At 57.1% G+C, this 24183-nt stretch carries 20 protein-coding genes; 10 read left to right on the top strand and 10 right to left on the bottom strand.

The window, feature by feature from the left end; genetic code table 11:
- Window positions 1-9 precede the first annotated feature (9 nt).
- The 6 genes from hupB to bolA all read right to left on the bottom strand — a co-directional run bounded on the left by hupB (window position 10) and on the right by bolA (window position 7511).
- The gene (gene hupB, locus ACJ8IN_RS09310) at window positions 10-282 is read right to left on the bottom strand and encodes a nucleoid-associated protein HU-beta (RefSeq protein ID WP_004940351.1); all 273 of its coding nucleotides are present in this window, start codon (window positions 280-282) and stop codon (window positions 10-12) included.
- 216 nt (window positions 283-498) lie between these two features.
- Window positions 499-2853 (bottom strand): endopeptidase La, encoded by a 2355-nt coding sequence (gene lon, locus ACJ8IN_RS09315; RefSeq protein ID WP_033653263.1) that lies wholly within the window; start codon window positions 2851-2853, stop codon window positions 499-501.
- Between the two features lie 194 nt (window positions 2854-3047).
- A complete protein-coding gene (gene clpX / locus ACJ8IN_RS09320; protein ID WP_004940354.1) occupies window positions 3048-4319 on the bottom strand; it encodes an ATP-dependent protease ATP-binding subunit ClpX in 1272 nt (423 codons plus the stop codon).
- A gap of 143 nt (window positions 4320-4462) precedes the next feature.
- Entirely contained in the window at window positions 4463-5086 is a 624-nt protein-coding gene (gene clpP / locus ACJ8IN_RS09325; RefSeq protein ID WP_016928858.1) for an ATP-dependent Clp endopeptidase proteolytic subunit ClpP, read from the bottom strand.
- Window positions 5087-5524: 438 nt separating this feature from the next.
- Window positions 5525-6829 (bottom strand): trigger factor, encoded by a 1305-nt coding sequence (gene tig, locus ACJ8IN_RS09330; RefSeq protein ID WP_004940358.1) that lies wholly within the window; start codon window positions 6827-6829, stop codon window positions 5525-5527.
- Between the two features lie 367 nt (window positions 6830-7196).
- Window positions 7197-7511, bottom strand: coding sequence for a transcriptional regulator BolA (gene bolA / locus ACJ8IN_RS09335; protein ID WP_004940361.1), 315 nt, complete (start codon window positions 7509-7511; stop codon window positions 7197-7199).
- A gap of 314 nt (window positions 7512-7825) precedes the next feature.
- Here bolA and ACJ8IN_RS09340 point away from each other — a divergent pair, with 314 nt between their 5' ends.
- The 8 genes from ACJ8IN_RS09340 (at window position 7826) to ACJ8IN_RS09375 (ending at window position 16734) form a co-directional block, all read left to right on the top strand.
- Window positions 7826-8404: a lipoprotein gene (locus ACJ8IN_RS09340; protein WP_033634001.1), complete on the top strand. Its 579-nt coding sequence runs from the start codon at window positions 7826-7828 to the stop codon at window positions 8402-8404.
- 51 nt (window positions 8405-8455) lie between these two features.
- Window positions 8456-9934 carry a muropeptide MFS transporter AmpG gene (gene ampG / locus ACJ8IN_RS09345; RefSeq protein WP_033653264.1) on the top strand — a complete coding sequence of 493 codons (1479 nt, stop codon included), beginning with the start codon at window positions 8456-8458 and terminating at the stop codon, window positions 9932-9934.
- A gap of 441 nt (window positions 9935-10375) precedes the next feature.
- Entirely contained in the window at window positions 10376-11326 is a 951-nt protein-coding gene (gene cyoA / locus ACJ8IN_RS09350; RefSeq protein WP_025301763.1) for a cytochrome o ubiquinol oxidase subunit II, read from the top strand.
- 3 nt (window positions 11327-11329) lie between these two features.
- A complete protein-coding gene (gene cyoB, locus ACJ8IN_RS09355; RefSeq protein ID WP_033637313.1) occupies window positions 11330-13321 on the top strand; it encodes a cytochrome o ubiquinol oxidase subunit I in 1992 nt (663 codons plus the stop codon).
- The gene (locus ACJ8IN_RS09360) at window positions 13311-13925 is read left to right on the top strand and encodes a cytochrome o ubiquinol oxidase subunit III (RefSeq protein ID WP_004940367.1); all 615 of its coding nucleotides are present in this window, start codon (window positions 13311-13313) and stop codon (window positions 13923-13925) included. The genes cyoB and ACJ8IN_RS09360 overlap by 11 nt, the downstream gene beginning before the upstream one ends.
- The gene (locus tag ACJ8IN_RS09365) at window positions 13925-14263 is read left to right on the top strand and encodes a cytochrome o ubiquinol oxidase subunit IV (protein ID WP_004940369.1); all 339 of its coding nucleotides are present in this window, start codon (window positions 13925-13927) and stop codon (window positions 14261-14263) included. Before ACJ8IN_RS09360 ends, ACJ8IN_RS09365 begins: the two co-directional genes overlap by 1 nt.
- Window positions 14264-14280: 17 nt before the next feature.
- Window positions 14281-15171 (top strand): heme o synthase, encoded by an 891-nt coding sequence (gene cyoE, locus ACJ8IN_RS09370; RefSeq protein WP_019454196.1) that lies wholly within the window; start codon window positions 14281-14283, stop codon window positions 15169-15171.
- A 198-nt stretch (window positions 15172-15369) separates the two neighbouring features.
- Window positions 15370-16734: an MFS transporter gene (locus ACJ8IN_RS09375; RefSeq protein WP_033653267.1), complete on the top strand. Its 1365-nt coding sequence runs from the start codon at window positions 15370-15372 to the stop codon at window positions 16732-16734.
- 34 nt (window positions 16735-16768) lie between these two features.
- Here the strand turns inward: ACJ8IN_RS09375 and ACJ8IN_RS09380 are convergent, their stop codons facing one another.
- The gene (locus ACJ8IN_RS09380) at window positions 16769-17260 is read right to left on the bottom strand and encodes a YajQ family cyclic di-GMP-binding protein (RefSeq protein WP_004940373.1); all 492 of its coding nucleotides are present in this window, start codon (window positions 17258-17260) and stop codon (window positions 16769-16771) included.
- A 182-nt stretch (window positions 17261-17442) separates the two neighbouring features.
- On the opposite strand from ACJ8IN_RS09380, the gene panE reads away from it, so the two are divergent.
- Both panE and yajL read left to right on the top strand, forming a co-directional pair.
- Window positions 17443-18354 carry a 2-dehydropantoate 2-reductase gene (gene panE / locus ACJ8IN_RS09385; protein ID WP_033647309.1) on the top strand — a complete coding sequence of 304 codons (912 nt, stop codon included), beginning with the start codon at window positions 17443-17445 and terminating at the stop codon, window positions 18352-18354.
- Window positions 18317-18919, top strand: coding sequence for a protein deglycase YajL (yajL, locus tag ACJ8IN_RS09390; protein WP_060422028.1), 603 nt, complete (start codon window positions 18317-18319; stop codon window positions 18917-18919). Before panE ends, yajL begins: the two co-directional genes overlap by 38 nt.
- Window positions 18920-18965: 46 nt before the next feature.
- Here the strand turns inward: yajL and ACJ8IN_RS09395 are convergent, their stop codons facing one another.
- From ACJ8IN_RS09395 to thiI, 3 genes are all read right to left on the bottom strand, one after another.
- Window positions 18966-20582, bottom strand: coding sequence for a ShlB/FhaC/HecB family hemolysin secretion/activation protein (locus ACJ8IN_RS09395; protein WP_072270365.1), 1617 nt, complete (start codon window positions 20580-20582; stop codon window positions 18966-18968).
- A 44-nt stretch (window positions 20583-20626) separates the two neighbouring features.
- Window positions 20627-22204, bottom strand: coding sequence for a filamentous hemagglutinin N-terminal domain-containing protein (locus ACJ8IN_RS09400; protein WP_308325472.1), 1578 nt, complete (start codon window positions 22202-22204; stop codon window positions 20627-20629).
- A gap of 449 nt (window positions 22205-22653) precedes the next feature.
- Window positions 22654-24102, bottom strand: a complete 1449-nt coding sequence (gene thiI / locus ACJ8IN_RS09405) for a tRNA uracil 4-sulfurtransferase ThiI (RefSeq protein WP_047569033.1) — start codon at window positions 24100-24102, stop codon at window positions 22654-22656.
- Window positions 24103-24183 lie beyond the last annotated feature (81 nt).

Below are 24183 nucleotides of genomic sequence, written 5' to 3' on the forward strand. Positions count from 1 at the left end.
GACGCTAAATCAGTTTACAGCGTCTTTCAGCGCTTTCCCTGCACGGAAGGCCGGTACTTTGGCTGCCGCGATTTTGATCTCTTTACCGGTCTGCGGGTTGCGGCCGGTACGAGCCGAACGTTCACGCACGGTGAAGGAACCGAAACCTACCAGAGCCACGTCATCCCCTGCTTTCAGAGAGTCGGTAACGGAAGCGATTACTGCGTCTAAAGCACGTCCCGCTGCCGCTTTGGAAATATCAGCACCTGCGGCAATCTTGTCGATCAGTTGTGACTTATTCACTCTATCATCCCCTCTAGAATTCTATCGTCGCACCGAAAAATCCCTACGGTTGCGACAGCGCAGCTGTTATATCAATCCCATCGAACCTTGGCAAGCCACCGACTGCGTGGCAAAACGCGGGCCGACAGAGATCTAACTTAGCGGTACAAAAAAATACTGGCAAGTCCGAAATGGCTTGCCAGTATAAGTTTTATCAATGGTTTTTGCGATTCGTCACTATTTTGCCGCTACCGGCAGTGCGCCGAAGGCCGGGTTTTGCAACGCAATGTTCAAAACTTCATCGATTCGCTGCACCGGATGAATCTCCAGATCGGCGATAACATTGTCCGGAATCTCTTCCAGATCGCGCTTGTTCTCGTAAGGGATCAGCACGGTTTTGATGCCGCCACGATGCGCCGCCAACAGCTTCTCTTTCAGGCCGCCGATCGGCAACACCTGGCCGCGCAGCGTGATCTCCCCGGTCATCGCCACATCGGCGCGTACCGGGTTGCCGGTCAGGCAGGAGACCAGCGCGGTGCACATCGCGATACCGGCGCTCGGGCCGTCTTTCGGCGTCGCCCCTTCCGGCACGTGTACGTGGATGTCGCGTTTCTCGTAGAAATCGGCGTTGATACCCAATTTCTCCGCGCGCGCGCGCACCACGGTCAGCGCCGCCTGAATCGATTCCTGCATCACTTCACCCAGGGAACCGGTGTAGGTCAGCTTGCCTTTGCCCGGCACGCAGGCGGTTTCGATGGTCAGCAGATCGCCACCCACTTCCGTCCACGCCAGCCCGGTGACTTCGCCCACGCGGTTTTCGGTATCCGCACGGCCGTAATCGACGCGCTGCACGCCCAGGTAATCCTTCAGGTTGTCGCCGTTGATCTCGAGATGCTTGAGCTTCTTGTCCATCAGCAGCGTTTTCACCGCTTTACGGCACAGTTTGGAGATTTCACGCTCCAGGCTGCGCACCCCGGCTTCGCGGGTGTAGAAGCGAATGATGCCGATGATGGCGCTGTCGTCGACCGTCAGCTCGCCTTTTTTCAGCGCGTTGCGCTCAAGCTGCTTCGGCAGCAGGTGCTGCTTGGCGATGTTGAGCTTCTCGTCCTCGGTGTAACCCGACAGGCGGATCACTTCCATACGGTCCAGCAGCGGCGCAGGAATGTTCATCGAGTTCGAGGTGGCGACGAACATCACGTCGGACAGATCGTAATCCACTTCCAGGTAGTGGTCGTTGAACGCCACGTTCTGTTCCGGATCCAGCACCTCCAGCAGAGCGGAGGCCGGATCGCCGCGCATGTCGGAAGACATCTTGTCGATCTCATCCAGCAGGAACAGCGGGTTCTTCACCCCGACCTTGGCCATCTTCTGGATCAGTTTGCCCGGCATCGAACCGATGTAGGTACGACGGTGGCCGCGGATTTCCGCTTCGTCACGCACGCCGCCCAGCGCCATGCGCACGTACTGGCGGCCGGTCGCTTTGGCGATCGACTGCCCCAGCGAAGTTTTACCCACGCCCGGCGGCCCCACCAGACACAGGATCGGCCCCTTGATTTTGCTGACGCGGCTCTGCACCGCGAGGTACTCGAGAATGCGATCCTTGACGCGCTCCAGGCCGTAGTGATCGGTATCGAGCACTTCCTGCGCCTTGTTCAGGTCTTTTTTCACCTTGCTGCGCGCATTCCACGGCACCTGCAGCATCCAGTCGATGTAGCCGCGCACCACGGTCGCTTCCGCCGACATCGGCGACATCATCTTCAGCTTTTGCAGTTCCGCTTCGGTTTTCTCGCGCGCCTCTTTCGGCATTTTCGCCGCATCGATCTTGCGCTTCAGCGCTTCGTGCTCGTCCGGCGCGTCGTCCATCTCGCCCAGTTCTTTCTGAATCGCCTTCATCTGCTCATTCAGATAGTACTCGCGCTGGCTCTTCTCCATCTGCTTCTTGACGCGGTTGCGGATGCGTTTCTCGACCTGCAGCAGGTCGATCTCCGATTCCATCATCGCCATCAGGTATTCCAGGCGCTCGGTGATGTCGGACATCTCAAGCACCGACTGCTTGTCGCTGAGTTTCAGCGGCATGTGGGCGGCGATGGTGTCCGCCAGGCGCGCGGCGTCGTCGATGCTGTTCAGTGAAGTCAGCACCTCCGGCGGGATTTTTTTGTTCAGCTTGATATAGCCTTCAAACTGATTGATCGCGGTGCGCACCAGCACTTCCTGCTCGCGCTCGTCGATCGACGGCGACTCAAGGTATTCCGCCTGCGCGGCGAAATGCTCACCGCTGTCGGACAGCGTGGTGATGCGCGCGCGCTGCAGCCCCTCGACCAGCACTTTTACCGTGCCGTCCGGCAGCTTCAGCATCTGCAGGATCGACGCTACGGTGCCAACCGAGAACAAGTCGTTAATGCCAGGTTCATCCGTTGAGGCCTCTTTCTGTGCCACCAGCATGATCTTCTTATCGTGATCCATTGCGGCTTCGAGGCACCGAATCGATTTTTCCCGGCCAACAAATAACGGGATCACCATGTGCGGATAAACCACCACGTCGCGCAATGGCAGAACGGGGATTTCAATGCGTTCGGAACGCTCAGGGTTCATAGAGCTCTCTCTTAGTTTAATTTCCGCCAGGTTGAGGGGGAATCTCATGAGACGCAAGCATCTAACGTTTCATAAAATCTGGTTAACGAGTATATGGGGATGAATCTCTTACATTCAACGGCAAGAATGCAGGAAAAAGAAATGGGGGATAAAATCCCCCATTTTGCTGATAACGCCCTGGTTTGACTGGCTAATTATTCGCCAGACGCCTGAGCTTCCGGCTTGCCGTAAATCAGCAGCGGTTTGGATTGGCCGGCGATGACCGACTCGTCGATCACCACTTTGTCTACGCTGTCCATCGACGGCAGATCGTACATGGTGTCGAGCAGCGCGCCTTCCACGATGGAACGCAGGCCGCGGGCGCCGGTCTTGCGCGCCATGGCTTTCTTGGCGATGGCGTTCAACGCTTCGTCGCGGAACTCCAGCTCCACGCCTTCCAGGTTGAACAGCGCCTGATACTGCTTGGTCAGGGCGTTCTTCGGCTCTTTCAGGATCTGAATCAGCGCGTCTTCGCTCAGCTCGCTCAGGGTCGCCACCACCGGCAGACGGCCGATGAACTCAGGGATCAGGCCGAACTTGATCAAATCTTCCGGTTCGGCCTGCAGCAGCAGTTCGCCTTCGGTCGCCTTCTCGGACTCGCCCTTGACGGTCGCGCCGAAGCCGATGCCGGAGCCGGTGTTGACGCGCTGGCCGATCACCTTATCCAGGCCGGCGAATGCGCCGCCGCAGATAAACAGGATCTTGGAGGTATCGACCTGCAGGAACTCCTGTTGCGGATGCTTGCGCCCACCCTGCGGCGGAACCGCGGCGATGGTGCCTTCAATCAGCTTCAGCAGCGCCTGCTGCACGCCCTCACCCGAGACGTCACGCGTGATCGACGGGTTGTCGGACTTGCGGGAAATCTTATCGATTTCATCGATATAAACGATGCCGCGCTGCGCTTTCTGCACGTCATAGTCACATTTTTGCAACAGCTTCTGGATAATATTTTCCACGTCCTCGCCCACGTAACCGGCTTCGGTCAGCGTGGTGGCGTCGGCCATGGTGAACGGCACGTCCAGGAAGCGCGCCAGCGTTTCCGCCAGCAGGGTTTTGCCGCTGCCGGTCGGGCCGATCAGCAAGATGTTGCTCTTGCCCAACTCGATACCGTTGCTGGTATCGCCGTTGCGCAGGCGTTTGTAGTGGTTGTACACCGCAACCGCCAGCACTTTCTTCGCCTGCTCCTGGCCGATGACGTAGTCATCCAGGTGGTGGCGGATCTCGTGCGGCGTCGGCAGCGCACTGCGCTCACGATGCGGGGCAACTTCTTTAATCTCTTCGCGAATAATGTCGTTACACAGATCGACACATTCATCGCAGATATACACTGACGGCCCGGCAATCAGCTTACGCACTTCATGCTGGCTTTTGCCGCAAAAAGAGCAGTACAGCAGCTTTCCTGAACCGTCTTTGCGCTTATCTGTCATCAGTCAAACCTCTTCTTTAGTCTTGTCCCGCAGGAAAATCACGGCGGCAGTGCGCCCAAACTCATATCGGGAACGCCGAGGGGCCGCAACAGAGCGAGCCCCTGCCCACTCTGATTACTATAGTCCATCGGCGCCGCGCGGTTCTAGCTGCGGTGTGTCAGAATGCCGTCAACCAGGCCGTATTCCACGGCTTCTTCCGCGGTCATAAAGCGATCGCGCTCGGTGTCGCGCTCGATCTGCTCCAGCGGCTGGCCGGTATGCTCGGCCATCAGTTCGTTCATGCGCGCTTTCACCTTAAGGATTTCACGCGCATGGATTTCGATGTCCGTCGCCTGGCCCTGGTAGCCGCCCAGCGGCTGGTGAATCATCACTCGCGAGTTCGGCAGGCAGAAACGTTTGCCTTTGGCGCCGGCGGTCAGCAGGAAGGAGCCCATCGAGCACGCCTGGCCCATACAGATGGTGCTGACGTCCGGCTTGATGAACTTCATGGTGTCGTAAATCGACATGCCCGCAGTGATCACCCCACCCGGCGAGTTGATGTAGAGGAAAATGTCTTTTTCCGGGCTTTCCGCTTCGAGGAACAGCATTTGCGCCACGATCAGGTTGGCCATGTGATCTTCTACCTGGCCGGTCAGGAAAATGATGCGCTCTTTCAGCAGGCGGGAATAGATGTCGTAAGAACGCTCCCCGCGTGAAGTCTGCTCTACCACCATCGGCACCAGCGCCATGTTCGGTGCAAATTGATCTCGTTCGCCACTGTATGACATTACCGTCTCCTAATAGAAATTGCCTTGGCGGCCAGGGTGTCACCCTAATACGCCGATTCTACTTGAGAACGGCCATGATGACTATGCTCAAGCATTCGACCCGCGCCACACGTACCCGACGGTTATTTCATCCCGCGCACTTTGGCAAACAGCCCCAGAATTATTCTTTACAGATTGGGGGATCCCGGCGCGATTTCAAGCCCAGAGGCCGATTTTCTCCGCGCGCCGAAAACAATGCCGTTAATCTGACCGTTATCATGCCAGCCAGTTCCCCAGGCAACAGGGTAAATATAGTGCATATTGTCCCGTTTAACCTGAGATTAATCAGCAACGTGGCAAAAAGAAAAGCCCGCAACCTAAGGTTGCGGGCTTTTTCATCGTGCGCTGGTTCGCCAGGCGAAACCGGGGGCGCCGTTCATCGCGCCCGGCACGCCGGCATTACGCCTGTTGGGTCTGGTTCATCAGCTCGCTGAAGGTAGTGGCTTTTTCAGTCACTTTCGCTTTTGCCAGCAGGGCTTCAACCGCTTGCTCTTCCAGAGCCACGTTGCGCATGTTGTTCATCAGCTCTTTGTTTTTGCTGTAGAACTCGATGACTTCGCTTGGATCTTCGTAGGCAGAAGCCATTTCTTCGATCAGCGTCTTCACGCGGTCTTCGTCAGCTTTCAGATCGTTGGTGCTGATCACTTCGCCCAGCAGCAGGCCAACCACTACGCGGCGTTTCGCTTGCTCTTCGAACAGCTCGCGTGGCAGTTCCAGCGCTTGCTTCTCGTTGCCGCCGAAACGCTGTGCAGCCTGACGACGCAGTACGTCGATTTCGCCGTCGATCAGGGCAGCAGGCACGTCGATTTCGTTCGCGCTCACCAGACCGTCGATCGCCTGAGACTTGATGCGGTTACGCACGGCGCCTTTCAGCTCGCGCTCCATGTTCTTGCGAACTTCGGTGCGCAGGCCGGCAACGGAACCGTCCGCCACGCCGAAACGCTTGATGAACTCTTCGGTCAGTTCCGGCAGCTCGCGCTCTTCAACTTTCTTCAGCACGATAGCGAATTTGGCCGCTTTGCCCTTCAGGTTTTCCGCGTGGTAATCTTCCGGGAAGTTCACGTCGATGGAGAACTCTTCGCCCGCTTTGTGACCGACCAGGCCTTCTTCGAAGCCTGGGATCATGCGGCCCTGGCCCATTGCCAGTACGAAGTCGGACGCTTTGCCGCCTTCGAACTCTTCACCGTCGATAGAACCGGTGAAGTCAACGGTCACGCGATCTTCAGCTTCCGCTGCGCGATCGGTTTCTTTCCAGGTCGCCTGCTGCTTGCGCAGGGTATCCAGCATCGCGTCGACGTCTTCGTCGTTCACTTCAACCACAGGTTTTTCAACTTCGATGTTTTCCAGGCCTTTCAGCTCAACTTCTGGATACACTTCGAATTCAACGGCGAAAGTGAAGTCTTCACCTTCTTTGTACTCGCCCGGCACGTAGTTTGGTGCGCCGGCCGGATTAATCTTTTCTTTGATGATCGCGTCAACGAAGCTGCGCTGCATCGCTTCGCCCAGCACGTCCTGACGAACAGAGGCGCCGTAACGCTGTTCCACGATGTTCATCGGCACTTTGCCTTTGCGGAAGCCGTCGATACGCACGCTTTTCGCTGCGTTGATCAGCTCTTTCTTCACCGCCTGCTTGATAGTATCAGCCGGTACAGTAATAGAGAGACGGCGCCCAAGGCCTTGAGTGGTTTCTACTGAAACTTGCATCTTGTTACCTCAAAAAAATCACAGTGCTCGGTCAACTCCGTTCCAAGAACCAGGACGGCTACAAATAAGAACCGAGTTCCCTGATGACAGAAGCGTCCCGAAACCATTCCGGAAAAATAAGACGCGACATTATAGCGGCGCATGCATGGCGAGTCGAGGAAAGCTAGGCGGCGCAGGCGCGCTAAAACTCACACTTTTGCCGATTCGATCGCCAAAAGGCCGCCAAAACAGCCCGAACGTTGGTCACATTGCGCATCGGCCGTGTCGTCGTCAAAAACAGAAACGGCCCGCAGGCCGTTTTAAAATTCGTCAGTAGTAATACCCTAATTCAAGGGCAAAGTTCCACTGATACCTGAAAATTTCCCCCTCAGGCCAGCGTCCCGGCGCCGCGACACGGCGGCGAGGCCGGCACGGTATCCTGCAACCCTTCCCACTCTTTGAGCGTGTAGGTGTGCAGCGCCAGCGCGTGTACGCCGTCCGCCAGCTCCTCCGACAGCACGCCGTAGATGGAGCGGTGGCGCGTCAAAAAACGTTCGCCGACGAAGCGATCGCTGACCAATACCACTTTGAAATGGCTTTCTGAACCCGCCGGAACGTTATGACGATAGCTTTCATCAACGACTTCCAGATACGCGGGCTCAAACGCCGCCCTTAACTTTGCTTCTATTTGCTCGCGAATCATAGGATCTCCTTACAACACCGGCAGAGGACCGTGCCCATCTAGTTCAATATTAGCCGGTTTCCCCCCGTTTAGACCATCGCCGGGACAAATTTCTCTTTTCTGCGGTCAAATGATGAGCGTCATCCCCGCCGCTTGGGGGATTATCCGATTGAGCGGGCCAAAAAAGCGTGTTTTTATCAACGGCAGGTAAAAATTTGTCACTCAGGCGCCTTCCGAGCTTCCACCGCACGGCGGCGATGCTATGATGTCGGCAATTTGTTGTCGGCTATCCCGCTCTGATTATTGCTAAATCCATCGAGAATGAGACAGAAAACATGTTAAAGAAACTTTGTCTTCCTTTGCTGGCCGCCCTGCTGCTGGCCGGCTGCGCGACCAGCAGCAACACCTTGAACGTCACGCCGAAAATCGTTCTGCCGCAGCAGGATCCTACCCTGCAGGGCATCACCGTCAGCATCAACGGCGCGGATCAGCGCACCGATCAGGCGCTGGCCAAAGTGAACCGCGACGGCCAGCTGGTCACGCTGACGCCATCGCGCGATCTGCGTTTCCTGCTGCAGGAAGTGCTGGAGAAACAGATGGGCGCACGCGGCTACATGATCGGCGCCGACGGCCCGGTGGCGCTGCAAATCGTCGTCAATAATCTGTACGCGGACGTCTCCGAAGGCAACCTGCGCTACAACATCACCACCAAAGCCGACATCTCGATCATCGCCCAGGCGAAGAACGGCAACAAGCAGGTGAAGAATTACCGCTCGACCTATAACGTGCAGGGCGCCTTCACTGCCACCAACGAGAAGATCACCGACGCCGTCAACTCCGTCCTGGGCGACGTGATCGCCGATATGGCCCAGGACACCAGCGTCAACGATTTCATCAAGCAAAACGCGCGTTAATCTCCGCGCCTTGTGCCGCCCGGCGGATCGGGCGGCGCAGACAGGGAACTCATGTCGAAACACTATCTGAACATTTTCACCCAGCGTAACTCCGCCATTCTGCTGCTGCTGGGCTTCGCGTCGGGTCTGCCGCTGGCATTGACCTCCGGCACGCTGCAAGCCTGGATGACCGTCGAAAATATCGATCTGAAAACCATCGGCATCTTCTCGCTGGTGGGCCAGGCCTACGTCTTCAAATTCCTCTGGTCGCCGTTCATGGACCGCTATACCCCGCCGTTCCTCGGGCGGCGGCGCGGTTGGCTGCTGGTCAGCCAGCTGCTGCTGGTGGCGGCGATCGTGGCGATGGGCTTTATGCAGCCCGCGCAGCACCTGTGGTGGCTGGCGGCGTTGGCGGTGCTGGTGGCGTTCTGCTCCGCCTCGCAAGATATCGTGTTCGACGCCTACAAGACCGATCTGCTGAAAGCCGAAGAGCGCGGGGCGGGCGCGGCGATCTCGGTGCTGGGTTACCGGCTGGCGATGTTGGTTTCCGGCGGCCTGGCGCTGTGGCTGGCGGATCGCTATTTCGGCTGGCAAGCCACCTACTGGCTGATGGCCGGATTGATGCTGATCGGCGTGGCCGCCACGCTGCTGGCGCCGGAGCCGGACGAAAGCATCCCGGCGCCGCGCACCATGGAACAGGCGGTCGTCGCGCCGCTGCGCGATTTCTTCGGCCGCAACAACGCCTGGCTGATCCTGCTGCTGATCGTGATGTACAAAATGGGCGACGCCTTCGCCGGCAGCCTGAGCACCACCTTCCTGATCCGCGGTGTGGGGTTCGACGCCGGTGAAGTCGGGCTGGTCAACAAAACCCTCGGCCTGTTCGCCACCATCGTCGGCGCCCTGTTCGGCGGTGTGCTGATGCAGCGTCTCAGCCTGTTCCGCGCGCTGATGCTGTTCGGCGTCCTGCAGGCGGTCTCCAACCTCGGGTATTGGATCCTGGCGGTGACCGACAAGAGCCTGCTCACCATGGGCAGCGCCATTTTCCTTGAAAACCTGTGTGGCGGCATGGGCACCGCGGCCTTCGTGGCGCTGCTGATGACGCTGTGCAACCGTTCGTTCTCCGCCACCCAGTTCGCGCTGCTGTCGGCGCTGTCCGCCGTGGGGCGCGTCTATGTCGGCCCGATCGCCGGCTGGTTCGTCGAAGCCCACGGCTGGCCGTTGTTCTACCTGTTCTCTATCGCCGCCGCCCTGCCCGGCTTGCTGCTGCTCGGCATCTGCCGTCAGACGCTGGAGCACACCCAGCAGCATGGCGACTTCATGCCGCGCACCGAGTTTTCAGAATCTTACCGTTGGGCGCTGCGCCTGCTGACGCTAGGCTGTTCGCTGTTAGGCCTGTGGTTGCTGTTGCTGATCGCCAATGCGCTGGACTGGACGCAGGCACCGCTGCTGGCCGATCGGCTGCTGCAAGTCGGCGCCGCGCTGAGCCTGCTCGGCGTCGCGATGGGCAGCACGCTGGATTACCTCGCCCTTCGCCGCACCCGTTTGGCATAATCTGACCGGCCGGCGATTTCGCCGGCCGAAAAAAAAGCGATCCGGAGGTATATTTATTTCGCTATAAAAAAGATAATCGGCGCGAAAATTATTTTTTTATCCGACTGCCGCGCTCGGAAATAAAATTAAATTCACCTTTAAGACACAATTATTTTACATTAAATAAACCTTTTCTTCGTATTTCCCTGCCGCGCATTTCTTCGCCAAATTCATCATACCTTTAGTTTTCCTTAACATACGGGCTGCTCGTCACGATTCAGCGTGCCAACGCGTTGTTGTCATTAGTAAATTGTCACGCAGGGTTACATCTGTGACCCCCTTAACAGAAAGTGTCAACAAGCCGCTGACACTCCCTTAAGCATGTTTACAGTACTGCAACCTTCCCGTAAAATGCCCGCACACATGAAACGACAATTGAGCCTTTGTTATTGAGGTCGTTAGATGAGACTTAAGAAATACAATAAAAGTATTGGGATGCTGTCATTAATCGCAGCCACTGTATTGCTCAGTGGTTGCGATATGGTTTTGATGAATCCCAAAGGAGCAATTGGTGTTGAGCAACGGACACTGATTATCACTGCAATCGCGTTGATGTTGATCGTGGTGGTGCCAGTTATCTTCATGGCGTTCGCCTTTGCCTGGAAGTATCGCGCTTCCAACAAAGACGCCAAGTACAGTCCGAACTGGGCCCACTCCAACAAGATCGAAGCGGTCGTCTGGACCATTCCTATCATTATCATCGCCATCCTTGGCACCATTACCTGGAAGACCACCCACGAACTCGACCCGTTCAAGCCGATTGTCACCGACAAGAAGCCGATGACGATCGAAGTGGTGTCGCTCGACTGGAAATGGCTGTTCATCTACCCGGAACAAGGCATTGCGACCGTTAATGAGCTGGCTTTCCCGAAAGATGTTCCAGTCGAATTCAAGATCACCTCTAACTCGGTAATGAACTCGTTCTTTATCCCGCAGTTGGGTGGACAGATTTATGCGATGGCCGGCATGCAGACCAAACTGCACCTGATCGGCAACGAAGCCGGTGCCTACAAAGGCATCTCCAGCAGCTACAGCGGCGCAGGCTTCTCCGGCATGAAATTCACCGCGATCGTTACCCCGACCGAAGGCGACTTCGATCAGTGGGTGGCCAAGGTGAAGGCATCGTCTAAAAACCTGAACACCACCGACGACTTTAACAAACTGGCAGAGCCGAGTGAAAACAACCCGGTTGAGTACTTTGCCGCTGTCAAACCGAATTTGTTCAAAGAAACAATTGCCAAATTCATGGGCGACATGGATATGCACAAAGGCGCTGGCGCGCACGAAGGCATGGACATGAGCCAAGGTATGGACATGGGTGAACATGCTGCTCACGCCGGAGCCGAGGAATAACTGATGTTGGGAAAATTAACACTTGATGCGGTTCCGTACCACGAACCGATCATCATGGTCACCGTAGCCGCAATTATTGTCGGGGGCCTGGCAGTGCTGGCGCTGCTGACATATTTCGGCAAATGGAAGTGGTTGTGGAGCGAATGGCTGACTTCGGTCGACCATAAAAAAATTGGTATCATGTACATCATCGTGGCGATGGTCATGCTGCTGCGCGGTTTCGCCGACGCCATCATGATGCGTAGCCAGCAGGCGTTGGCGTCCGCCGGCGAAGCCGGGTTCCTGCCGCCGCACCACTACGACCAGATCTTCACCGCGCACGGCGTCATCATGATCTTCTTCATGGCGATGCCTTTCGTGGTCGGCCTGATGAACGTCGTGGTGCCACTGCAAATCGGTGCGCGCGACGTCGCCTTCCCGTTCCTGAACTCCCTGAGCTTCTGGTTCTTCGTGGTGGGCGTTGTGCTGATCAACATCTCCCTGGGGGTCGGTGAGTTCGCTCAGACCGGTTGGCTGGCGTATCCGCCGCTGTCGGGTAAAGAGTACAGTCCTGGCGTCGGGGTCGATTACTGGATCTGGAGTCTGCAGATTTCCGGTCTGGGTACCCTGCTGACCGGCGTGAACTTCTTCGCCACCATTCTGAAGATGCGTGCCCCAGGCATGCCTATGATGAAGATGCCGGTGTTCACCTGGGCGGCGCTGTGTACCAACGTCCTGATCATCGTTTCTTTCCCAATTCTGACCGTCACCATCGCGCTGCTGACCCTGGATCGCTATCTGGGCACCCATTTCTTCACCAATGATATGGGCGGCAACATGATGATGTACATCAACCTGATTTGGGCCTGGGGTCACCCAGAGGTGTATATCCTGGTTCTGCCGGTGTTCGGCGTGTTCTCCGAAGTCACCGCGACCTTCTCCAGAAAACGCCTGTTCGGCTATACCTCACTGGTATGGGCAACCATCGCGATCACCGTTCTGTCGTTCATCGTCTGGCTGCACCACTTCTTTACCATGGGGTCCGGCGCGAACGTTAACGCCTTCTTCGGTATCGCCACCATGATCATTTCCATCCCGACCGGGGTGAAAATCTTCAACTGGCTGTTCACCATGTATCAGGGCCGTATCAAGCTCAACTCCGCGATGCTGTGGACCGTTGGCTTCATCATCACCTTCTCCGTAGGTGGTATGACCGGCGTTCTGCTGGCGGTGCCGGGCGCGAACTTCGTGCTGCACAACAGCCTGTTCCTGATCGCTCACTTCCACAACGTCATCATCGGCGGCGTGGTGTTCGGTTGCTTCGCGGGCCTGACCTACTGGTTCCCGAAATCCTTCGGCTTCACGCTGAACGAAAAATGGGGCATCCGCGCGTTCTGGTTCTGGATCATCGGCTTCTTCACCGCCTTCATGCCGCTGTACGCATTGGGCTTTATGGGCATGACCCGTCGTATCAGCCAGAACATCAACCCTGAGTTCCACCCTCTGCTGCTGGTTGCAGCCGGCGGTGCGGCGCTGATCGCCTGCGGCATCCTGTGCCAGCTGATCCAGATCTTCGTCAGTATCCGTGACCGCGAACAGAACCGCGATCTGACCGGTGACCCATGGGGTGCTCGTACTCTGGAGTGGTCAACCTCGTCTCCACCGCCGTTCTATAACTTTGCCGTAGTGCCACAGATTCATGACCGTGATGAATTCTGGGACATGAAAGAAAAAGGCGAAGCGTATAAGAAACCGGCTAAATACGAACCGATTCATATGCCTAAGAACACCGGCGCCGGCGTGATCATCGCCTTCTTCAGCCTGGTATTCGGTTTCGCAATGATTTGGGAAATCTGGTGGATGGCTCTGGCCGGCTTCATCGGTATGATCGTTGTCTGGATCGGCAAGAGCTTCGATCACGATGTTGACTACTATGTGCAGGTTGATGAAATCGAGCGCATTGAGAACCAACACTACGAACAAATCCGTAAAGCAGGCGTGAACCATGTCAACTGAAACTCTGACCAATCATAACGCAGCCCATGCAGAGCATGGGCACCACGACGCGGGAGAGACCAAAGTCTTCGGATTCTGGATCTACCTGATGAGCGACTGTATTTTGTTTGCGAGCTTGTTCGCGACTTATGCAGTCCTGGTGAACGGGACCGCTGGCGGTCCCTCAGGTAAAGACATCTTCGACCTGAAGTTTGTCCTGGTCGAAACTTTCCTGCTGTTGTTCAGCTCCATCACCTACGGCATGGCGATGATCGCCATGAACAAGGGTAAAGTTGGCGGTGTAAACACCTGGCTGTTCCTGACCTTCCTGTTTGGTCTGGGCTTCGTGGCGATGGAAATCTATGAATTCCATCATCTGATCGCCGAAGGCTTCGGTCCGGATCGCAGCGCGTTCCTGTCCAGCTTCTTCGCGCTGGTCGGCACCCACGGTCTGCACGTAACTTCCGGCCTGATTTGGATCATCGTGCTGATGATTCAGGTGAGCAAGTTCGGCCTGACCGCGACCAACAAAACCCGCCTGATGTGCCTGAGCCTGTTCTGGCACTTCCTGGACGTGGTCTGGATCTGCGTATTTACCGTTGTCTACCTGCTGGGGGTTATGTAATGAGCCATTCATCCCATGAAACCTCTCACGGCGGCGCAAGCCACGGCAGCGTGAAGTCATACCTGATCGGCTTTATTCTGTCGATCATCCTGACGGTAATTCCATTTGCGATGGTAATGAACGGCACTGCCTCTCATTCCACCATCCTGGCGGTTGTTGTCGGCATGGCGGTTATCCAGGTGATTGTTCACCTGGTTTACTTCCTGCACATGAACACCTCATCGGAAGAGCGCTGGAACCTGGTGGCATTGCTGTTCACCGCTATGATCATCGGTATCGTTGTTGTAGGTTCACTCTGGATTATGTACAACCTCAACATCAATATGATGGTCGATTAAGAGCTGAGCTGCACGTGATGATTAAGCAATACCTGCAAGTCACTAAACCAGGAATTATTTTCGGCAATTTAATTTCTGTCGTTGGGGGATTCCTGCTCGCTTCCAAAGGGAGCATCGACTATCCCCTGTTTCTCGCCACCCTGGTGGGTGTCTCGTTGGTGGTCGCGTCGGGCTGTGTGTTTAACAACTACATCGACCGCGACATCGACAAGAAAATGGAGAGAACGAAGAATCGGGTGCTGGTAAAAGGCCTGATCGCGCCGAGTGTCACCCTGGTTTATGCGACCGTTCTGGGTATTGTGGGCTTCGCGTTGCTGTATATCGCGGCCAACCCGCTGGCCATGTGGCTGGCGGTGATGGGCTTCGTGGTTTATGTCGGCGTTTACAGCCTGTACATGAAGCGCCACTCGGTCTACGGCACGCTGATCGGCAGCCTGTCGGGCGCCGCGCCGCCGGTTATCGGCTACTGCGCGGTAACCAACGAGTTCGACGCCGGGGCGTTGATCCTGCTGGCTATCTTTAGCCTGTGGCAGATGCCGCATTCTTATGCGATCGCTATCTTCCGCTTTAAAGATTACCAGGCGGCCAACATTCCGGTGCTGCCGGTGGTGAAAGGCATTTCCGTCGCCAAGAACCACATCACGGTCTACATCCTGGCATTTATGATCGCCACGCTGATGCTGACCCTGGTGGGCTACGCCGGCTACAAATACCTGATCGTCGCTGCGGCGGTGAGCGTATGGTGGCTGGGCATGGCGCTACGCGGTTACAAAACCGAAAACGACAGCGTCTGGGCGCGTAAACTGTTCGTGTTCTCCATCGTCGCCATCACCTCGCTGAGCGTGATGATGTCGATCGACTTCAGCGCCACGGCGGCGCCTGAAGCGCTGGTGACCTACGTTTGGTAAGCCAAATCATCCGTAAATGGGCCGCTTTTGCGGCCCATTTTATTTGTCACGCCGAAAAGCGGCCGAACTGTAATATCTGTTAAACAACATTCGATTTACCCCCCCTGCCCTGCACACTAAAATGACGCAGCTTTACAGAAATCATGCCATCAGGCGCTGTCTCAACGTCTGATGGCATGGTTTTTACCGAGGTTTGATGTGAACGATAATTCAATGACCCCGCAGGAGCGCCGCGCCACCTGGGGATTAGGCACCGTATTCTCCCTGCGCATGCTCGGCATGTTTATGGTACTGCCGGTGCTGACCACTTACGGCATGGCGCTCAACGGCGCCAGCGAAGCGCTGATCGGCATCGCCATCGGCATCTACGGCCTGGCGCAGGCGGTGTTTCAAATCCCGTTCGGCCTGGTGTCCGATCGCATCGGCCGCAAGCCGCTGATCGTCGGCGGCCTGCTGATCTTTGCCCTCGGCAGCGTGATCGCCGCCGCTACCGACTCGATCTGGGGCGTGATCCTCGGCCGCGCGCTACAAGGCTCCGGCGCCATCGCCGCCGCGGTAATGGCGCTGCTCTCCGATCTGACCCGCGAGCAGAACCGCACCAAGGCGATGGCGTTTATCGGCGTCAGCTTCGGCATCACCTTCGCCATCGCCATGGTATTGGGCCCTATAATCACCCACGCCTTAGGCCTGCATGCGCTGTTCTGGATGATCGCCGTACTGGCGCTGGCCGGCATTGTCATCACCCTGGCGGTGGTGCCTTCCGCCGACACTCACCTGCTGAACCGCGAGTCCAGCATCGTGCGCGGCAGCTTCCGCAAGGTGCTAAGCAACTCGCGCCTGCTGAAGCTCAACTTCGGCATCATGTGCTTGCATATCCTGCTGATGTCGAGCTTCGTGGCGCTGCCGCTGGCGATGGAAAAAGCCGGGCTGGCGGCCAGCGAGCACTGGATCGTCTACCTGGTCACCATGCTGGTGTCGTTCGCCGCCGTGGTGCCTTTCATCATCTATGCCGAAAAATATCGCCGCATGAAACAGGTGTTTATGGGCTGTGTGGCGGTGCTGTTCTGCGCCGAAGTGTTGCTGTGGCTCTCCGGCGCGCGCCTGTGGGGCATCATCGCCGGCGTGCAGCTGTTCTTCATAGCCTTCAACGTGATGGAAGCCATTCTGCCTTCGCTGATCAGCAAAGAATCGCCGGCCGGCTACAAGGGCACCGCGATGGGGGTCTACTCCACCAGCCAATTTATCGGCGTGGCGATCGGCGGCAGCCTCGGCGGCTGGCTATACGGGTTGCAGGGCGCAGGGCTGGTGTTTATCGCCGGCGCCGTGTTGGCCGCGGTCTGGTTCCTGGTCAGCAGCACCATGAAAGAGCCGCCGTATGTCAGCAGTCTGCGCATTACGCTGTCGGAACTGGCGGTGAAGGATTCGGCGCTGGAAAGCCGCCTGAAGGCGCAGCCCGGCGTGGCCGAAGCGATCGTGGTGCCGGAAGAGCGCAGCGCCTACGTCAAGGTGGATACCAAGCAGACCAATCGCGGTCAGCTGGAAGCGCTGGTCAATTCGCTATAAAGCATCAGAGCCGGCAATGCCGGCCCTGTAGAGATTAATCGCGGAAGTTCTTGAACTGGAACGGCTGCCCCAGATCGCCGCCGCGCACCAGCGCCATCACGCTCTGCAAATCGTCGCGTGACTTGCCGGTCACCCGCACTTCTTCGCCCTGGATCTGCGCCTGCACCTTCAGCTTGCTGTCTTTGATCAGCTTGACGATTTTCTTCGCCACAGAGGTTTCAATCCCCTGCTTCAGCTTGGCTTCCACGCTGTAGGTTTTACCGCTGTGGGTAAACTCTTCCGGGATCTCCAGCGCGGCGCCGTCGATGCTGCGCTTGCTCAGCTTTTCGCGCAGAATGTCGAGCAGCTGCTGCACCTGGAAATCAGACTCGGTGGCAACCTTGATGCTTTGGTTTTTCTCGTTTAGCTCAAAGCTGGCCGGCACGTTGCGAAAATCCCAGCGGGTGCCGAGATCGCGGGTGGCGTTCTCAACGGCGTTACGCACTTCCTGCATATCAATTTCGGAAACGATGTCGAAAGATGGCATACTTCTTCCTCCTGAATGAGTGCCTAATAGCTTAGGCGATTTTGATGCCGAGCATGATAACCGCTTTGCCGCCTCAGACAAAATCTGCTGAACGCACGCAGGGATAGCGCTTCGGGCTGCCATAAAGCCTATAGTTAATTCACGGTAATTGAGCGGTATTCCCGTGTTTCCAAGGAGACTGAATGAAAATAACCATTCTTGGTTGCGGCGCGCTCGGACAACTGTGGCTCTCCCGGCTGTATCAACAGGGCCACGATGTGCAGGGATGGCTAAGAGTGCCTCAGCCTTTTTGCGCCGTGAACGTGATAGAGCCGGAAGGCGTCTCGTTCAATCGCAATTTGCCCACCAACGATCCGGAGCACCTCGCGCAGAGCGAGCTGCTGCTGGTGACGCTGAAAGCCTGGCAGGTGTCCAGCGCGGTCAGCGCGCTGCTGCCGAAGCTGAACCCCCAGTGCGCCATTTTGCTGCTGCACAACGGCATGGGCACCCAGGAGGAGCTGCCGCCGAACGGCCAGCCGATCCTGCAGGGCACCACCACCCACGCCGCGCGCCACGAAGGCAGCACCATTATTCACGTCGCCACCGGCATCACCCACATTGGCCCCACCTCGCCGGCCGCCCAACACCTCAGCCACCTGGCGGAAGTGCTGCATCAGGCGCTGCCCGACGTCGCCTGGCACAACAACATCGCCTCGGCCAACTGGCGCAAGCTGGCGGTCAACTGCGTGATCAACCCGCTGACGGCGCTGTACGGCTGCCGCAACGGCGATCTGCAGCGCTACCCGGAGCAGATCGAAACGCTGTGCCGTGAAGTCGCCAGCGTGATGGCGATGGAGGGCTACCACACCTCCTGCGAAGGTCTGATGCAATACGTGATGGATGTGATCCACAGCACCGCCGACAACGTTTCGTCGATGCTGCAGGATATCCGCAGCCAGCGGCACACCGAGATCGACTACATCACCGGTTACCTGCTGCGCCGCGCGCGCAGCCACGGCCTCACGCTGCCGGAGAATGCGCGGCTGTTTGAACTGATTAAACGAAAGGAAAATGAATATGAGCGTATCGGCGCTGGTCTGCCTGGCACCTGGTAGCGAAGAAATCGAAGCCGTCACCACCCTCGATCTGCTGGTGCGGGCGGGCGTAAAAGTCACTACCGCCAGCGTTGCCGGCGACGGCGAGCTGACTATCGTCTGTTCGCGCGGCGTCAAGCTGCTGGCCGACGCGCCGCTGGTGGCGATCGTCGATGAGCCGTTCGACGCCATCGTGCTGCCCGGCGGCCTGAAAGGCGCAGAATGCTTCCGCGACAGCCCGCTGCTGGTGGAAAAGGTGCGGCAGATGCATCTGCAGGGCAACATCGTCGCCGCCATCTGCGCGGCACCGGCGCTGGTGCTGCAGCACCACGATCTGTTCCCGGTCGGCAACATGACCGGCTTCCCGAGCCTGAAAGACCAGATCCCGGCGGATAAATGGATGGAGCGCCGCGTGGTGTACGACGCACGCGTCAACCTGCTCACCAGCCAGGGGCCGGGCACCGCGATGGAGTTCGCACTGAAGCTGATAGACCTGCTGCTCGGCAAGGCCAAGGCGGCGGAGATCGCCGCGCAGCTGGTGCTGATCCCCGGGATGTACGATTATCGCGACAGTGAAGAAAACTGAATCAGCGATCGTAAACACGGGGCGCAGATCCGCGCCCCGTATCGCGTCAAAAACTGAGCTGGCTGGAGAAGCCCAAAACCAGACGCTCACTCGGCAGCGCGCCGGGTTTGATCACCGGCGTGCCGGCGAAAATGTCCGCAGCAAAACGCCCCTGATTCACCTTCAGGCCAATGACGCTCCCCGCCAACTGGCCGCCTTCCCCCTGTTGTTGGGCCAACTGCCCGTAGTCGAATCCAATATAGGGTTGCAGCATGTCACGTTCCAACGTCAGCGTATTGCGCAGATACCCTCCGCTGCTGCCGATCAATTTGCTGTCGCCGCTAAACCCGCGCACCGTAGAACGATCGCCGATAAACGACTTATCCTGGATCGGCTGTGCGGCGCTTGCCCATTGCCCCGATAACTCCCCGAGATAACGCAGACGATGACCAAATGCATTGAAGGGTTTCAGCATACTGCCGCCCGCTCGCAGCTGCTGTTCGGCATGTGAACTCCCCTTCCCGACGCCGGCAAGGGCGTCGGCGGTCAGCGCGATTTGCGCACGGGCGCCATAATAAAGATGGCTGACGCCCAGCTTCAGGCTGGTTAGCCGTGCGCTCTGCAAGGCAATCTCCGTGTCATTGAGGTAATAGCGGTAATGACGTTGCAGCAGTTGCGCATTCAACGACGTTTTCTCATTCATCCCGCGCGCCAACGTATAGTCAGCCTGCAGCCCCCAATACTGCGAACGGCCGTTATAGCGATAATCGGTGAAGTTGCCGGCAAAAGTCTGGTGATAGCGGCTGTCTCCGCCCAACGCGCTGAAGCGCCAGTATCCCCAAGGCAAGCTATAGTACAGGGCGCGGCTTTCATTGCCTTTGCCCGGCGGCGCCAGAATGCTGCGCGCCATCGACAGGTAAAAAACGTCGCCCAATGCGGTCAGATTATCGAGATACAGCGCGCCGCCGGTCTGATAACGCCCCGTAGAACGAACGCCGGCATCATCCGCCCAGGCGGTAAAACGCCAATATTTATCCTGTTGGCGCAGGATCTCGATATCGCTTTCGCCAGCTCGTTCGCCCGGAGCAATGCGGATATCGCTGATGACGCCCGGTATCCCCCCCATGTTCTCCAGCCCTTGCTCGATACTACGCAAATTCAGCACATCGCCGGCCGCAATGGGAAAAAGCGCATCGGGGCGGAAATAGGCGCTGCTGCCCGCCTGCATTTTCAGCTGACCGATGCGGCCATAATGCACACGAACCTTCAGTATCCCTGCCGGTACCTCTTGAACGTCGAGCTGCACCCGCGAAGTGATATAGCCTTGCGCTATCAGCGCGTTTTGCAGCTTTTTGCGCAACCTCGCCAACCCTTTCTCCCCCATACAGCGGCCACGGGCCGTATGCGCCAACTGTTTGAAAGCCGTGAGGCGTAGCGGCGCCGTCGCCGTTTCGACTTTATCGATCATCCAACACGGAGATTCGCTGATAAATATGTCCGCTTGCGCGTTTTGCTCCGGCTGCGGCGACAAAACAGGAGGGGTGGACGGTAACAGCTTGCGTTGCGTATCGCCGATGAGGCTTTCCTGGCTAACGCGTTGTTTGGCCGGCGCCGGCGTGGCTTCAGCGCGGCTGCAACAGCTGAACAGCACGCCCAGACAAAGAATAAGACATTCCCTTTTCATGCTCTCTCATCCATTCCCCCACCCTTGGGTGGGGGAAACGTTTGTCACATCCAATAAGACCAACCGTAAGGCCAGCCGAAACCGCCGTATCCCCAACCCCAGCTATTCGCGGGCTTGTTGATGTCGCGGCCGTTGTTGGTGACCGCGCCGGACGTGGAGCGCATCGTGCCTGAGTTGTTGAAAGAGACGCCGCGATGGCTGATATCGCCATAGGCTTCAATCCTGCCGTAGTTGCTGAAACTGGTGTCCGACAAGCTGATGGAAGAGGCGCGAGAAACGATGCTCCCGCGGTTGGTGATGGACGTTCCCTGGATCGCCGCGCCGTTTTGGGCTTCGATCACGCCATTGCCGGCGTTGAACAAGCTGGTGGCGTTGAGTTGCAAAGCCTGCGCGGATTGAATGCCGCCGGTATTGTCGACGCGGGTCGCCCGCAGTGTCAGCGCGCCGTTTTGCGTTTTGACGCTGCCGCGATTGTTCAGTTGGGTCGCATTCAGCCGTATTGCCCCGCCCTCGATGCGGCCGATATTGTCCAGCTGCGTTGCCGTCAGGGAGGCCGAACGCGCACTCACGTTCTTTTCATTTTGCAGCCGGGTAGCGCTGATGTTCAATTGCCCCTGTGAAGCGATATTTCCTTGATTGACCAGCGAGTCGGTACTGATGTCGGCGCCACCGTTTTTCGCCTGAATCTGACCGCGGTTGGCGATACCGACGGAAGCGCGGGATACGTTTTGAGCGCCGTTGCCGATTTGCACGCGTTCATCACTTCCCGCGTCGGTTTGGATACTGACGATGCTGACATTGTTCAACGAGGCGCCGGCGTTGGAGCCCGCCCCATTGGCATTGCCGCTATTGACGCCTACGCCGTTTTCATTGGCGACCAGCCTAATCTTGTTGGCATACATTCCCCCCAACTCGGCGACGTCGATCAATACTTCAGGCTTATCTTTAGACGCTTCAACGCTATTGAAGCGGGATAGATCTGCCGAAACCGTTTTTTTCCCCGCCGAGACTAACAGGGCGTCCGCATGAACCGCCGCGCTGATTTCCGCCGTGCGCGCAATAACAGCCGTATAATCGACATCGCCCTTCGTCAAGCCCTCCCCCTCGACTCGAATATTGCCTTGATTAACGTGGAAGCCGTTAAAAGCGCCGTCCTTGAACTGCAAATCGGCGGTAGTTAATACGCCGTTGCGGGCATTAATAAAACCGCAACCGTTGCAGGTAATACCGGATTTATTGGCAATGACAACATCGGCACGTTGCCCGGCGACTTCTACCATCCCCTTCAAAATACTTTTATTTGCCGAATTCACTTCATTCAGAATTACCTTAGCTGCACGGCCTTCTAACTGAGCGTTCCCCGCAACGGTTCCGGCCAATGACGTATTCGCGCCCGCAAGGCTGTTATTTAAAATAGCGCCCTGAGCGCCAACGTCGAACTGCGTGTAAACGTTATGCGAGACACCGTCCGCACCCGCACGATTGATATTCACCACCGGCACCTGATTGATATGGTCAACCGATGCGCCCCCCGCCTGAGGTGCTATTTGCGCCAACAGCGGCGCGCTGGGCAACAGCAACGCCGCTGCCGACAACAGCAATGTCGTCTTATTCATTTTCATTAATCGCTCTCCTTAAATAACGTTGTCCATCCCTGCCAACCATTAACTGACGTTCAGACTAATGGCGAAAAACATTAATGGCCATAGGGATATCCTCCTTTGCAATGTGCATTACCCTGATAACCATAAAATACGAATGGCCTATGCTCAGCAAAAATATAATTTGCACGGTAAGAGAAAAAATATGCGCAATCAAATGCCAAAACACAATTTCAATAGGGAATCTGCAGATAAACGCCGACAGGGCTGCCAGCGTTCGATAACAATAATATCCATACCATCAAATAAAAAAATCAATAGATATTTAATATATTGACCAAAGTTATTTTAATAAAAACAAAAACCAAGTTAAGTGTATTATTTAAAAACGGCGTAATAAGCAGGGTTATTTGGCGGGAAAATGCGCTTTGAAAGAAAACGGCCGGCGTCTGGCGACGCCGGCGGATAAATTACGGACGATAAACCTTCACGTTGCTGAAGCCTTGCTCCAGCAGGTACAGCGCCTGCAGGCGGCTCATCACGCCGCGCTCGCAGTACAGCAGGTAGGTTTTGCTCTGATCCAGATCGCCGAACTGGGTGCTCAGCTTGTAGAACGGCAGCGCTTTCACTTCAACCTGTTCCAACTGCAGCGGCTTCTCTTCCTGCTCGTCGTTGGAGCGGATATCCAGGATCACCTCGTCGGCACCGAAGGCCGCGACGGTTTCCACCTCGGTCACCTGCTCCTGAGCCTGCTCGGCGATGGAGCGGATATCGACGTTCTTCGCTTCGCTCACCACCCGGTCGAGAATGCTGAAATCGAAGTGGCTCTCTTCCTCTTCGATCTTGGCCTTGATGGCTTTCACCGTCGGGCTCTTCGAAATCACGCCGCAGTATTCCGGCATGGTTTTGGCGAAGTCTTCGGTGCCGATTTCGCGCGCCAGCTTGATGATGTGCTCTTTATCGTGCGAGATCAGCGGACGCAGGATCAGGGTATCGGACGCGTTGTCGATCAAGCGCAGGTTGGTCAGCGTCTGGCTGGAGACCTGCCCCAACGCTTCGCCGGTCACCAGCGCCTGCACGCCGTAGCGCTCGGCCACTTGCGAAGCGGCGCGCACCATCATGCGTTTGAGCACCACGCCCATCTGGCCGTCGTCAATCTTCTCCAGGATCTCACCCACCACCGGCTCGAAATCGATGGCGACGAAGCGCACCTTGTGCGAGCTGGCGAAGCGATTCCACAGGTAGTGCGCCACCTGCTTCACGCCGATCTCGTGCGCGGCGCCGCCCAGGTTGAAGAAGCAAAAGTGCACGCGACAGCCGCGACGCATCAGCATGTAGCTGGACACGCCCGAGTCGAAACCGCCGGAAATCAGCGACATTACGTCTTCCTGGGTGCCGACCGGGTAACCGCCGATGCCTTCGAGGCGGCGTTTGACCAGCATCAGCTTGTCGTCTTCGATCTCCAGGTTTACCGTAACCTGCGGGCGGGTCAGGTTAACGCGCGCGCTCTCGATATGCTGGTTCAGACCGCCGCCGACATAGCGCTCCACGTCCTGCGAGTTGAACGCCTGCTTGCCGCGGCGCTTGACGCGCACGCAGAAGGTTTTGCCTTCCAGCTGGGCGCGGTAGGCTTCCAGCGTCTGCTCGAAGATGTGGTGGATATCGGTATAAGCGCGATCTTCCACTTCCAGAATATGGTGGATGCCGGGAATGCGCGTCAGGGCGTCGGCGATGACCGGCCGCTGGTTTTCATCTTTGGCGCGAACTTCGATATGATCCCAGTGACGGACGACCGCCAGCGTTTCATCATACTGCTTCAGGACGTTGCGAATATTGGTCGAGAGAATCTTGATAAAGCGCAAGCGCACAGATTGGCTCTTGATGGTGATTTCCGGGAACAATTTAATGATAAACTTCATGGCGGTCTTTGTTGTCAGATAAGAATTACGGCGCGGAGTATATCACCATATCGCCGCGCTCTGCGCACAAAACCATACATG

The sequence above is a fragment of the Serratia sp. CY31944 genome (assembly GCF_052169175.1).
GTDB classification, from domain to species: domain Bacteria; phylum Pseudomonadota; class Gammaproteobacteria; order Enterobacterales; family Enterobacteriaceae; genus Serratia; species Serratia sarumanii.

What these genes read in the sequence shown, in the direction of transcription:
- yajL (WP_060422028.1), top strand. Translation starts at nt 18,317, where the DNA reads ATGAGCGTATCGGCGCTGGTCTGCCTGGCACCTGGTAGCGAAGAAATC.
- ACJ8IN_RS09400 (WP_308325472.1), bottom strand. Translation starts at nt 22,204, where the DNA reads ATGAAAATGAATAAGACGACATTGCTGTTGTCGGCAGCGGCGTTGCTG.
- panE (WP_033647309.1), top strand. Translation starts at nt 17,443, where the DNA reads ATGAAAATAACCATTCTTGGTTGCGGCGCGCTCGGACAACTGTGGCTC.
- cyoE (WP_019454196.1), top strand. Translation starts at nt 14,281, where the DNA reads ATGATTAAGCAATACCTGCAAGTCACTAAACCAGGAATTATTTTCGGC.
- clpX (WP_004940354.1), bottom strand. Translation starts at nt 4,319, where the DNA reads ATGACAGATAAGCGCAAAGACGGTTCAGGAAAGCTGCTGTACTGCTCT.
- ACJ8IN_RS09380 (WP_004940373.1), bottom strand. Translation starts at nt 17,260, where the DNA reads ATGCCATCTTTCGACATCGTTTCCGAAATTGATATGCAGGAAGTGCGT.
- ACJ8IN_RS09360 (WP_004940367.1), top strand. Translation starts at nt 13,311, where the DNA reads ATGTCAACTGAAACTCTGACCAATCATAACGCAGCCCATGCAGAGCAT.
- tig (WP_004940358.1), bottom strand. Translation starts at nt 6,829, where the DNA reads ATGCAAGTTTCAGTAGAAACCACTCAAGGCCTTGGGCGCCGTCTCTCT.
- lon (WP_033653263.1), bottom strand. Translation starts at nt 2,853, where the DNA reads ATGAACCCTGAGCGTTCCGAACGCATTGAAATCCCCGTTCTGCCATTG.
- cyoB (WP_033637313.1), top strand. Translation starts at nt 11,330, where the DNA reads ATGTTGGGAAAATTAACACTTGATGCGGTTCCGTACCACGAACCGATC.
- ampG (WP_033653264.1), top strand. Translation starts at nt 8,456, where the DNA reads ATGTCGAAACACTATCTGAACATTTTCACCCAGCGTAACTCCGCCATT.
- ACJ8IN_RS09340 (WP_033634001.1), top strand. Translation starts at nt 7,826, where the DNA reads ATGTTAAAGAAACTTTGTCTTCCTTTGCTGGCCGCCCTGCTGCTGGCC.
- cyoA (WP_025301763.1), top strand. Translation starts at nt 10,376, where the DNA reads ATGAGACTTAAGAAATACAATAAAAGTATTGGGATGCTGTCATTAATC.
- clpP (WP_016928858.1), bottom strand. Translation starts at nt 5,086, where the DNA reads ATGTCATACAGTGGCGAACGAGATCAATTTGCACCGAACATGGCGCTG.
- bolA (WP_004940361.1), bottom strand. Translation starts at nt 7,511, where the DNA reads ATGATTCGCGAGCAAATAGAAGCAAAGTTAAGGGCGGCGTTTGAGCCC.
- thiI (WP_047569033.1), bottom strand. Translation starts at nt 24,102, where the DNA reads ATGAAGTTTATCATTAAATTGTTCCCGGAAATCACCATCAAGAGCCAA.
- ACJ8IN_RS09365 (WP_004940369.1), top strand. Translation starts at nt 13,925, where the DNA reads ATGAGCCATTCATCCCATGAAACCTCTCACGGCGGCGCAAGCCACGGC.
- ACJ8IN_RS09395 (WP_072270365.1), bottom strand. Translation starts at nt 20,582, where the DNA reads ATGAAAAGGGAATGTCTTATTCTTTGTCTGGGCGTGCTGTTCAGCTGT.